Here is an 11,703-nt window from a genome sequence, read left to right on the forward strand (position 1 = left end):
AAAAGACAATTAAAAGTTATCTTTGCACTCTTATTTTATCAAATTAACAATATACTAAGACATGGATTTCAGTTTAACCGAAGAACATTTAATGATACGCGATGCGGCTCGCGATTTTGCACAAACCGAATTACTTCCTGGCGTTATAGAACGTGATGAAAAACAACAATTCCCTCAGGAATTAGTTAGAAAAATGGGTGATTTAGGATTTATGGGCATAATGGTAGATCCAAAATATGGAGGAAGCGGAATGGATGCGACATCTTATGTTTTAATTATGGAAGAATTATCTAAAATTGATGCCTCTGCTTCTGTAATTGTATCTGTAAATAATTCTTTAGTATGCTATGGTCTTGAAGCTTATGGAAATGAAGAACAAAAACAAAAATACTTAACCAAACTTGCAACTGGTGAGTTTGTTGGAGCCTTTTGTTTAAGTGAACCTGAAGCTGGTAGTGATGCTACTTCTCAAAGAACGACAGCTATAGATAAAGGCGATCATTATGTAATTAATGGTACTAAAAACTGGATTACTAGTGGTGGACGAGCAGATGTTTACTTAGTAATTGCTCAAACAGATAAAGATAAAGGCCACAAAGGTATTAATGCTTTTATTGTAGAAAAAGGAACTCCAGGATTTGATGTTGGGCCTAAAGAAGATAAATTAGGAATTAGAGGTAGTGATACACATACATTACAATTTAATGATGTAAAAGTTCCTAAAGAAAATAGAATAGGCGAAGATGGTTTTGGTTTTAAATTTGCAATGAAAACATTATCTGGAGGGCGTATAGGTATTGCTTCGCAAGCATTAGGAATTGCTCAAGGTGCATACGAACTTGCATTAAAATACTCTAAAGAACGAAAAGCCTTTGGAACAGAAATATGTAATCACCAAGCTATTGCTTTTAAATTAGCAGACATGTATACAGAAATCACAGCTGCAAGACATTTAGTTATGAAGGCTGCTTGGGATAAAGATCAAGGTAACAACTACGACATGTCTAGTGCAATGGCAAAACTATATGCTTCAAAAGTTGCAATGGAACAAACTGTTGAGGCTGTGCAAATTCACGGTGGTAATGGCTTTGTAAAAGAATACCATGTAGAACGATTAATGCGTGATGCAAAAATCACTCAAATTTATGAAGGTACTTCTGAAATACAAAAAATAGTAATTTCTAGAGGCGTAATAAGAGGATAATATTAAACTAATATTTATTTATTAAGCGTAGCTATTTGGCTACGCTTTTTTTTTGCAAAAAAATTAAAATTAAAACCAAATACACAAAATTCCATTCCATCCATACAAATTCACAATCATCAAAAAGAGTATTTACTTAGATTTGAATCAGCTATTTATCAAAATTAAAACTAATGATTCATTACTACTCAAAAAGTACCTAACTAGTTTGTTCTATCCTATTGTATTTTTTTAAACTCATTTAAAAAGTACTATTAGGAAATAAACTTTTCATTCTTGTTAACCTTTCTTGTTAGTACATCATTAATAAAACAAACTATTATTAATCAATACATTAAAACTCATGAAAAAATTTACACTAATCTTAATGCTGTTTTGTTTCGCTTTAACAACTAGAGCTAACAACATCCAAGTGAATAATATATCACTTGAAAATCTAAATGAAGTCTCAAACTGGGTACACGTAGAATTTGACCTTTTTTGGGAAAACTCATGGAGAATAAGCTCTGGACCTTCTAATTGGGACGCTGCTTGGGTATTTATAAAATACAGAGTAAACAATGGAAACTGGACTCATGGTATTGTAAGTCAAGCTAATTCTGTTGCTGCATCAGGAAGTACATTAGATGTTACCTCTGACGGTATGGGAGCTTTTATTTATAGAGACTCAAACGGAAGTGGAAACGTAAATTTTCAAAACACACAATTACGTTGGAACTTTGGTTCTACAGACACTAATGACATCATAGACATTCAAGTATTTGCCATAGAAATGGTATATGTGCCAGAAGGTTCTTTTTATGTAGGTGGTACTACTGGTGATGAAACAAACAAATTTCATTCTGGTGGTTTTTCTACTTCGTCTTCATACCGAGTAACTTCAGAAAACGTATTAACCATAGCTAACACATCAGGAAATTTATACTATACTGGTGATAATTCAAACGGAGGTGACCAAACTGGTAGCTTATCTGCTTCTTACCCTAAAGGATTTGGCGCTTTTTACAGTATGAAATATGAAGTTACAGAGTCACAATGGTTAGGTTTTTTTAATAGTTTAACAGAAACACAAAAAACGAACAGAGACATCACAGATGCTACACACAAAAATAGTGATGCAGTAGTAAGTAGAAATACAATTTCATGGACCGGAGGTACAGCAAGTGCAACTACAACTGCTCCAGATAGAGCTGTTGCATATTTAGATCCAGGAGACATGAATGCATATATGGACTGGACAGGAATGCGACCTATGACAGAATTAGAATATGAAAAAGCGTGTAGAGGACCTATATTACCAAAATCTGGAGAATTTGCATGGGGAAGTGCTAATATAGCATCAAACGATTATACTTTAGTAAACTCTGGCTTTTCAAGTGAACGTGTTACAAACCCAGAAACAAACACTGGAAATGCAATTTATTCTATCACCAACGGAGCCATTGACGGGCCATTACGTAATGGAATTTTCGCTGCGAGTGCTGTAAACAATAATCGAGAAGAAACAGGTGGAAGCTACTACGGTATTATGGAACTTTCTGGAAACTTATATGAAAGATGTGTGACAGTAGGAACTGCTCAAGGAAGAAACTTTACAGGAATTCATGGCAATGGAATTATTAGTTCTACAGGAAATGGAACAGCTATTAACTGGCCAAACAATACAACTGGAGATGGATATAGTTATAGAGGAGGAAGCTGGTTAAATGGTTCTGATTTTATTAGAGTTTCTGATAGGTTTGATGGAGCATCTGTAATTGCAAGTGGAAATAATAGACTAGGCTTTAGAGCTGTAAGAACTGCACCATAAGATGAAGGAGATGAAAAAAAGAATTATTTTCTTATTATTTGTTTCTCTTCTCTATAGTATGCAAGTTGCTGCTCAATTTGAAGGATCTAATGGTGATGGATACGATAACACAGCTGTATCATCCATAACACTTACAAATCTTTCTCTTGAAATACTATATGATGGTAGTAATGGTGATGGGTTCTCTAACAGAATACTATCGGCTACTACACTTGAAAACATCTCACTTGCAATATTATACGACGGAAGTAATGGTGATGGGTTCGCTAACAGAATACTATCGGCTACTACACTTAATAATGAACAATTAGCAATATTGTATGAAGGAAGTAATGGAGATGGATTCTCTAACAGAACACTATCTGCTACTACACTTGAAAATACTAATCTAGCAGTATTATATGATGGTAGTAATGGCGATGGATTTTCTAACAGAATGCTATCTGCTACAACTCTTGAAAACACATCACTTACAGTTCTATACGAAGGAAGTAATGGTGACGGATTTTCAAATAGAATATTAAGTGCAACAACGCTGGAAAACATCTCATTAGTGGTTCTATATCAAGGAAGTAATGGTGACGGATTCTCTGTAAGACAAGAAAATGTATTCTTAGATCCTAATCAAATAGTAGATTTACGATTAGCTATAAAAGCCATATTACAAGGACCTATTATAAATCCAACGAATCCAGGATTAATGAACGATATATTAAGAACAGATGGTATTATACCAACAATGAGTCCTTATCCTGATATGAGTACTATTAATGCTTCTGTATTAAATACCGGAGGAACATCTGGAACTGGATTAGCATCAGATGATATAGTAGATTGGGTGTGGATAGAGATTAGAAGCAATACAGATAATACTAGTATTGTAGATGATAGATCTGCATTATTACAACGTGACGGAGATGTTGTTGGGTTAGATGGTTTATCTACTATTACGTTAGAAGGCTTTACAGATTCATATTATGTAGTTATAAAACATAGAAATCATTTAGGTATTATGACTTTAAAATCTATTCCTTTATCTGTAGTAACAACTAATATAGATTTTTCAAATCCTATTACGGCAACATTTGGAACAGATGCTCAAGTATTACTACCTTCTGGTAATAATGCTTTATGGGCAGGTGATGCAAATGGAGATGGACGTATAAATTACTCTGGATCATTATCAGATGTACCATCTGTAAGAAGTCAAGTTTTTAATGACCCTAATAATTCAGTATTTGGAGGACCTCCAGTGGCAAGTTATCCATCTGAGGGCTATAATAATACTGATGTGGATATGGATGGTGTTACAGTCTATTCTGGAGCTTCTAGTGATATATTACATATAAGAAGTAATATATTTAACAATCCATCTAATACAATATTTGGAGGACCTCCAACTTCAACATATCTTTTTACGCAACAATTGCCGGAAGGCGCTAATTAAAAAAGAAAAGAAATGAAAACAAAATTAATAACATTACTCGCTTTAGTCTTTGCATTAGCAATTCAGGCACAAACATACGAGTTAACACTTATTCAAAATAGTGGATATAATTATTCGGTAGCTGCTGTGCCTGATTTCAACTCAACAGCACCGCATCCATACATAAATGATCAAAACTTTACGATAACAATACCAGATAACATTACTATATCTAATGTAACGGGAGGTTATTCAGTACCAGTTTTTACAAGTATAGATGCATTTAACCCAGGAGAAGATGCTATAGCATTTAACTTAGTACAAGATATAGTATTGCCCGCTCATACAGCTGGCACTCCTATTGTTTTAACTACATTTGATGTTAACGGATCTCCTACTACTGGCTCTATAAGTTTATTAGATAATACTTCTGCATTAGCAATGGCAGCACCAAATATTTTTAATGCTTTCTTTATAGGAACATTATCTGGAGATCTTATGGATTCGGCTACAGACAACTATATGGGACAAACAGGAACAACATCATATAATTTTGCAACTTTAGGAACAGTTGAAAATGAAATAACTGGCTATTCAATATTTCCGAACCCCGCAAAAGATATTGTGCAAATTCTAGTTCCTAATACTATAACTAATTTCAAAATTGAAATATATGATGTATTAGGGAAACAAGTATTTCTTGATTTATCTGAAGAAAATACAATTGACGTTAGTAATATCTCTTCAGGTTTGTATTTAATCTCAATAATTGTAGATAAGTCTAAAATAATAAAAAGACTTATTGTAGATTAATTTTAAATAAAAAAGGCTTCAGTTTTTCTGAAGCCTTTTTTATTTATTAGATAAATCATTTAAAACCAAACGTAATTCCCCATAAGTATACTTATCATCTATTTGGTGTTTTAAATCTGAGAGGTTTTCAAATTTATGTTTTGGGATAATTATTTTTAATTCCTCATAATGTTTTTTAGAAATTAAATCGGTGATTTTCACTTCACCTGAAGACAAAAAACTTGCTAGATGCCCAGTAATTGTATTTACATTTAAATCCCGTTCAAAAGCTATTTGTTCTATAGCTTTTCCCTCTTTAAATAATTTTAAAGATATCTTTTTTGTATCCCCTTTTTGTCTTTTTGGTTTAAGCTCTTCAAATATATCAACATCTATAGAGGTTTCAATATTATTTTCATCACAATACTCTCGTATTACTTTTAAAATAGCAATTCCATATTTTTCAACTCGTACTTTACCAAATCCATTAACTTTTAAAAGCTCTTTTTTATTTGTTGGCAAGGTTTCACACATTTCATATAATGCTTTCTGGGTGAATACTTGATAATGAATTAAATCTTTATCATTTGCTATATCATTTCTTAATGTTCGTAATAGTTCAAATAATTCAACATTAGTAGTACCATCTATTACTGCCTTTCTGGGCTTCTTAGGTTTGTCTTTTGCTAAGAAAACAGATTTTGCTCTTAATTCTAAAAACTCGTTAGTATTAAAACCTTTAGCTAATCCTTCAAAGTATAGTTTTTTAGCTCCTAATAACTCGTCAAAAAGATCAAGAGCTTTATTAATATCTTTCTCAATAGCTTTATTATCGGTAGTAAATCCAAACGTTTTAAATGTATCAATTATATTTTTTTTAGTTTCATTACTAAAATATTGAATTGCTTTTATAAAACGTTCTTGAATAGTTTTACTTGATTCTGGAGTTTCTTCGTCTAAAAGTAGAGTTTTTACTTGAGCTTTAAACCCATTTCCTATCTTCAATAAACTAGTAACACAATCTTTAATAGTTAATAATGGTGTTTCTAAATTGCCTTCAATACTAGCTCTATTCTTGTAATAAATATCTAAAATACGACGAATTGGATATAAAAGCTTATAAAAATCGAATAGCTCTGAAATTAAATTTAATTGGAATTCAGACTTTGATTGCTGTAAAATTATTTCGTTCGGTTGATTTTCCTCAGCCATTTTATTAAAAGAAATCACATTACTATCACTAATAATTTGGCTAGAACTTATTTTACTTTTTAAAACTAAACCTTCTAAACTTTTACATCGACTTAAAGCTACGTATGTTTGTCCATGTGCAAAAGCACCTTGTGCATCTATAATTGCTTTTTCAAAAGTTAAACCTTGACTTTTATGAATTGTAATTGACCACGCTAATCGTAAAGGCATTTGAGTATAGGATCCTATTTTATTTTCTGTAATAGCATTGGTTTCTTTATCAACCGTATAATTTATATTTTCCCAAACCTCTGGAGTAGTAATTATATTATAATCATCATCTGGACATTTAATAACAACTTCATCTTTATCTAATAAAATGACTTTACCTATTTTTCCATTAAAATAACGTTTCTCTACAGAACTATCATTTTTAATAAACATGACTTGAGCTCCAACTTTTAATATTAGTTCTTCTTTGTTAGGAAAAGAAAACTCTGGAAATTTGCCATCTATATTTGCTTTGTATCTAACAGATTTGCCTTTTAATTTTTCTAATTCTTCATTATTAGTTTTTTCGGCTCTATTATTATGTGTTGTTAAAGAAATATAGCCTTCATCTTCTTCAGGAATAAAATCAGGTTGAAACCTCTTGTTTAATTCATTAGCAGAAGCTTCTGTTAATGTGTTTGTTCTAATTTCATTAAGAATATTAATAAATACAGGATTATCCTGTCTATAAATATGTTTTAATTCAACAGTTATAGCATTACATTGCTGGTAAGCCAAACTACTAAAAAAGAAAGCATTTTTATAAAACGGTTTTAATAAATGCCATTCATTTTCTTTAACAACAGGTGATAGTTGTTGCAAATCACCAATCATTAATAGTTGAACTCCTCCAAAAACTTTATCTCTATTTCTAAAACGTCGTAAAGTTTTATCAATACCGTCTAATAGATCGGCACGAACCATACTAATTTCATCGATTACTAATAAATCTAGTGACTTAATAATATTGATCTTAGTTTTATTAAATTTCCTATTAAATCCAGAAGTATCTTCATTAGGCAAAATAGGTCCAAAAGGCATTTGAAAAAACGAATGTATTGTAACACCTTTAGCATTAATAGCAGCTACTCCAGTTGGAGCCACTACTACCATACGTTTTAAAGAATTCATCTTTAACTTATGTAAAAACGTGGTTTTTCCTGTACCTGCTTTACCAGTTAAAAACACGTTTCTATCTGTGTTACTAACAAAATTCCAAGCTAAATCTAATTCCTTATTTGTATCCATTAAACATCTTCCAATTATAGTGTTTGAAGATAATGAAATTGGAAATTATTTATGATGCGTTTTTAAGAAAAATAAAAAAAGCCATGAGTATATCATGGCTTTGTTTAATTTACAATAGATTATATTATTATACTGTAAGTATAATTATTAATCTTAATTAAAAAGTTCTAACTGAACGCATATTGACATCTGCGTTAGACTTAGGAAATGGTGATTCCGTAATTTGATTTGTTGGACCAACATTGTATAATTCCATACGTATCGCTTTTTCTTCCAGTGATGGAGGTGTATTTAACTCAGTAGAAGTCCAATAGTTACCATACAAAGATGTAGCATTTACTGAATGCATTATATATGCCTGAGATCTTGTTGGCACACGCCAATCTGCAAATTGATTAGCAGCACCACTATGGTTACTTGGATTACTAGTCAAGTCTTGAGCATTATACCAAGTAACACCAGAGGTTAACATATCAGTTGCTTCTGCTACTAAACCATGTTGTCCATTTGATGAGACCCAAATTACAATACCACCTAATTCTGGGTAATTGGTTCCAACCACATAAGTTGTTGGCGCAGATGCTCCTGCGGGTACAGTATATGTACCTGCAGCATTTAAGTATGCTGTTGGATTACCTCCATTCGTTAATGCCACACCATTAATTGATGTTGAAGTTGCAACCCCTAAATTTGGTGTTGTAAATGTTGGACTAACAAGATTTGCTTTTGTATTTAATGCAGCTGGTTGTACCGCAGTATCTGCTAAATCTAAACTAGTATTAACAGAGGCAGAGAGTTTTGTTTCTGTAATAGAGCCATCAGCTACTGCTGCTGTAGCTGTTGGTGCTTGCCATGTGGCAATACCATCACCATTAACATCTGTTAATACATAACCAGAATTCATAGAACTATTAGCAAACTTTACATCTCCCGTATTAAAATTGGTTTGAAATGTATTAAAATTTGCAACAGCATTAAATGATGCTACTTGACCAAAATTAGTTTGTCCGTTTGAAAATTCAACTAAAGGTACTGTTGAGGCAAAAGAAACGTTTCCAGTATTAATGCTCGTAGTACCATTCACTGTTAAATTATCGGTGGTTAACATTCCTGTAATAGTAGGATTAGCGCTATCGGCTTTTAAATTTAATTCTGCTTGTGTAGCTGTATCAAAGGCTAATTTGGCTTCTGTTATAGATCCATCTGCAATTGCTCCTGATGTCGATGGTGCTTGCCAAGTGGCAATACCAGAAGCATCAGAAGTTAGTACCTTATTAGCACCTGCACCATTAGCTATAGTTATTGTAGAAGTAACAATATTATTATCTTTTATAGTTACACCATCTATTATAACTCCATTGTTAGCGGTAGATTCAACTATTTCATTAGTTGAAACATTTCCTCCTATTGCTTGTAAATTTGTTCCAAGAACATCTCCTGAAACAATAACACTCCCTGTAGCATTAAGATTATTAGATGCATTTATATTTACTGCATTTATATCTCCTGTAAAACTAGCGCCAGTTAAATTTGCCTTTAAATTTAATTCTGTTTGTGTTGCTGTATCGAAAGCTAATTTTGCTTCAGTAATAGAACCATCTGCTATAGTTTGCATTACTGGTGCCTGCCATGTAGCATTACCATCTCCATTAACATCTGTCAAAACATGACCAGCTACTTGTGGGCTATTTAATATGTTTAATACTCCGCTATTAAAATTTGTTATTTGATTATTAAATTCTACAGATACCCCATTAAAAAAATTATCCTGAGCGTCATTAAAAATTTGATTACTGCTTAAAAATGTTTGCCCCAAATTATTATTTAAATTAAAATTCCCTGTATTTAGGAATACTACATTATCTCCTGTAAAAATTGGACTTGCACTATTTGCTTTTAAATCTAATTCTGTTTGTGTAGCTGTATCAAATGCCAATTTAGTTTCTGTTATAGAACCATCTGCGATTGCAGCTGGGTCTTGCCATGTAGCATTTCCAGAAGCATCAGAAGTTAACACTTTAGCAATACCTTGCGTTCCATCAACAATTTTCACAGTACCTAATACATCCAGTGTCGCAGAAGGATCATTCGTTCCATTCCCCAATCCTAATTTTTGAGTTAGAATTAGATCTTGATCTATTAACACTTTGGCTCCACTAAAATGAGTAAAATATTGGTTAAGTTCTAAATGCTCATTACCAACATCATCAAAAAACTCTAAACGTCCGAAACCATCATTCGAAATAATCTTTTGGCCTTTTAAGTACAAGTCTCCACTTGCATTTATATTGCCTAAAACATCTAAAGCCTGTGTTGGGTTTTGTACACTAATACCTACATTTCCTCCAGGTATTATACTAAGTCGTGGTGCTACACCAGATTCACTTAAATTAAAAACATTAGAATCTGTATAAACATCCCAACTATTTAAAAATAAATTACCGGTACCGGTACTCACAAAATCTCCAGTGTAATTTAAGTTACCTGCAACATTAAGATTTCCAGTTCCTGGACCATTCCCTACAAATATCGTACTTCCATTATCTGATAGTTGAGAATTCCCCACTGTTGAAGCTGTAGTAAACATGGGTATAGTTGAAGGTGTGCCAGTTATATTTAAGGCCTGAGCTGCCAAAGCTTCTGTTAATTCTGTATCAGACGTTAAATCATCTGTTCCTCCAGAAATTTCGGCAACATCAAGATCAGCAGTTACAATACTAGCATCTGCAATTATGTTAGACGTTACTGCCTCTGGTTCTAAGTACAATATACCATCTGGCGACATACTAGCAGCTCCAGTAATAACGTATTCTGTTGCCGTAGTTCCATTTCCTATTAAAATATGTCCGTTAGCAGCATTTAACTTATTTGCAGTTACTGCTCCATTGTTTATTTTTGTTGTAGTAACGGCATTCTCTGCAATTGTTAAAACTGTCGCTCCTGTAACATCACCGGTGTGTGTTGCGTTTGTTTCTTTAGCCGTATTTAAAGCTATGGCTGCAGTATTTTGTGCTATTTCTGTCTCAACTAGTGTTAATCTAGCGTCCAAATTTTGATTTTCTAGAGTTAAAATACGGGCAGTTTGATCAACAAAGATACCATTTAAGTTAGCAATACTTCCTGTATTTTGACTCACTGTTTGAGCCAATTGAATTACATCGGTAGTTCCTACTTGTGCTTCAAATTGCAAAGAGGTCATTGCAATTGGCACCACATATAATTCTGTTGCTCCAATGACTATATATGTTGTTCCTCCGGTTTCATCAATAGCAATCTCAAGAAAATAACTAACATTTCCCCAATCTAGTAATGCTAGATTTCCAGAAATATTTAGACCGTTTCCTATAGTCAAATCAAAAACACCATTAAGATTTGTATCAGTATTCCATAGTTCTGCAAACACCTCTTGACCAGTAGTAGAACCTGCTAATATTCTGACTTGAACACCAATATTTTGATTTATAATTAAATCGCCTCCAGCATCCCTTACGGCTGCTTGATAATTAAACGTTTGTGCAGCACTAAGATTTGCTGTTAAAACAAATACAACTACCATTAATAAATTCTTCATGACTTAGATAATTAGTTAGGATTGGGGTTTATTAATCTTAATATTCCTTCTTTAATTTTTTACGTTTAATTATTCTAGAAAAAATAACAGATTATGATATTTGTATAAAATTAAAGACAAATACTCCATCATACTAATTATATCAGGGTAGTTTTTCCCACCCAATAAATTTGAATTAATAATACATTTAAATTTAGTTAATAATAACACTAAACATAAATAGCTTATTAACAGCAATTCATAAATAGTAGGCATAGTTGTTTCTTAATTATTTGAAGAGAATAAGAACAACTTCATTATTTAAAAACTTACATACGTATCTGAACAATACGTATTATGATTATAAAAGTATTAAACAAAAAAAATCCTCAACAAATACATGTTGAGGATTAAAAAAGGCGACGACCTAC

At 32.4% G+C, this 11,703-nt stretch carries 6 protein-coding genes; 4 read left to right on the plus strand and 2 right to left on the minus strand.

Annotated features, from left to right (window positions below):
• The first annotated feature begins 61 nt into the window (after positions 1-61).
• The 4 genes from Q0997_RS14650 (at position 62) to Q0997_RS14665 (ending at position 5,253) form a co-directional block, all read left to right on the plus strand.
• Positions 62-1,204 carry an acyl-CoA dehydrogenase gene (locus Q0997_RS14650; protein WP_299890107.1) on the plus strand — a complete coding sequence of 381 codons (1,143 nt, stop codon included), beginning with the start codon at positions 62-64 and terminating at the stop codon, positions 1,202-1,204.
• Positions 1,205-1,547: 343 nt separating this feature from the next.
• The gene (locus Q0997_RS14655; protein ID WP_299890109.1) at positions 1,548-3,014 is read left to right on the plus strand and encodes an SUMF1/EgtB/PvdO family nonheme iron enzyme; all 1,467 of its coding nucleotides are present in this window, start codon (positions 1,548-1,550) and stop codon (positions 3,012-3,014) included.
• Between the two features lie 10 nt (positions 3,015-3,024).
• Complete coding sequence (locus Q0997_RS14660) at positions 3,025-4,461, plus strand: hypothetical protein (RefSeq protein ID WP_299890110.1); 1,437 nt, start codon at positions 3,025-3,027, stop codon at positions 4,459-4,461.
• A gap of 12 nt (positions 4,462-4,473) precedes the next feature.
• Entirely contained in the window at positions 4,474-5,253 is a 780-nt protein-coding gene (locus Q0997_RS14665) for a T9SS type A sorting domain-containing protein (RefSeq protein WP_299890112.1), read from the plus strand.
• A 39-nt stretch (positions 5,254-5,292) separates the two neighbouring features.
• Here the strand turns inward: Q0997_RS14665 and Q0997_RS14670 are convergent, their stop codons facing one another.
• Positions 5,293-7,722: a helix-turn-helix domain-containing protein gene (locus tag Q0997_RS14670; RefSeq protein WP_299890115.1), complete on the minus strand. Its 2,430-nt coding sequence runs from the start codon at positions 7,720-7,722 to the stop codon at positions 5,293-5,295.
• A 157-nt stretch (positions 7,723-7,879) separates the two neighbouring features.
• Positions 7,880-11,293: a hypothetical protein gene (locus Q0997_RS14675; protein WP_299890116.1), complete on the minus strand. Its 3,414-nt coding sequence runs from the start codon at positions 11,291-11,293 to the stop codon at positions 7,880-7,882.
• Between the last annotated feature and the right edge of the window lie 410 nt (positions 11,294-11,703).

The organism is uncultured Lacinutrix sp., assembly GCF_947500325.1.
Lineage (GTDB): Bacteria > Bacteroidota > Bacteroidia > Flavobacteriales > Flavobacteriaceae > Lacinutrix.

Bases quoted from the DNA above. Each gene is read 5' to 3' on its own strand.
- Q0997_RS14650 (WP_299890107.1), top strand. From the start codon at position 62: ATGGATTTCAGTTTAACCGAAGAACATTTAATGATACGCGATGCGGCT.
- Q0997_RS14655 (WP_299890109.1), top strand. From the start codon at position 1,548: ATGAAAAAATTTACACTAATCTTAATGCTGTTTTGTTTCGCTTTAACA.
- Q0997_RS14660 (WP_299890110.1), top strand. From the start codon at position 3,025: ATGAAAAAAAGAATTATTTTCTTATTATTTGTTTCTCTTCTCTATAGT.
- Q0997_RS14665 (WP_299890112.1), top strand. From the start codon at position 4,474: ATGAAAACAAAATTAATAACATTACTCGCTTTAGTCTTTGCATTAGCA.
- Q0997_RS14670 (WP_299890115.1), bottom strand. From the start codon at position 7,722: ATGGATACAAATAAGGAATTAGATTTAGCTTGGAATTTTGTTAGTAAC.
- Q0997_RS14675 (WP_299890116.1), bottom strand. From the start codon at position 11,293: ATGAAGAATTTATTAATGGTAGTTGTATTTGTTTTAACAGCAAATCTT.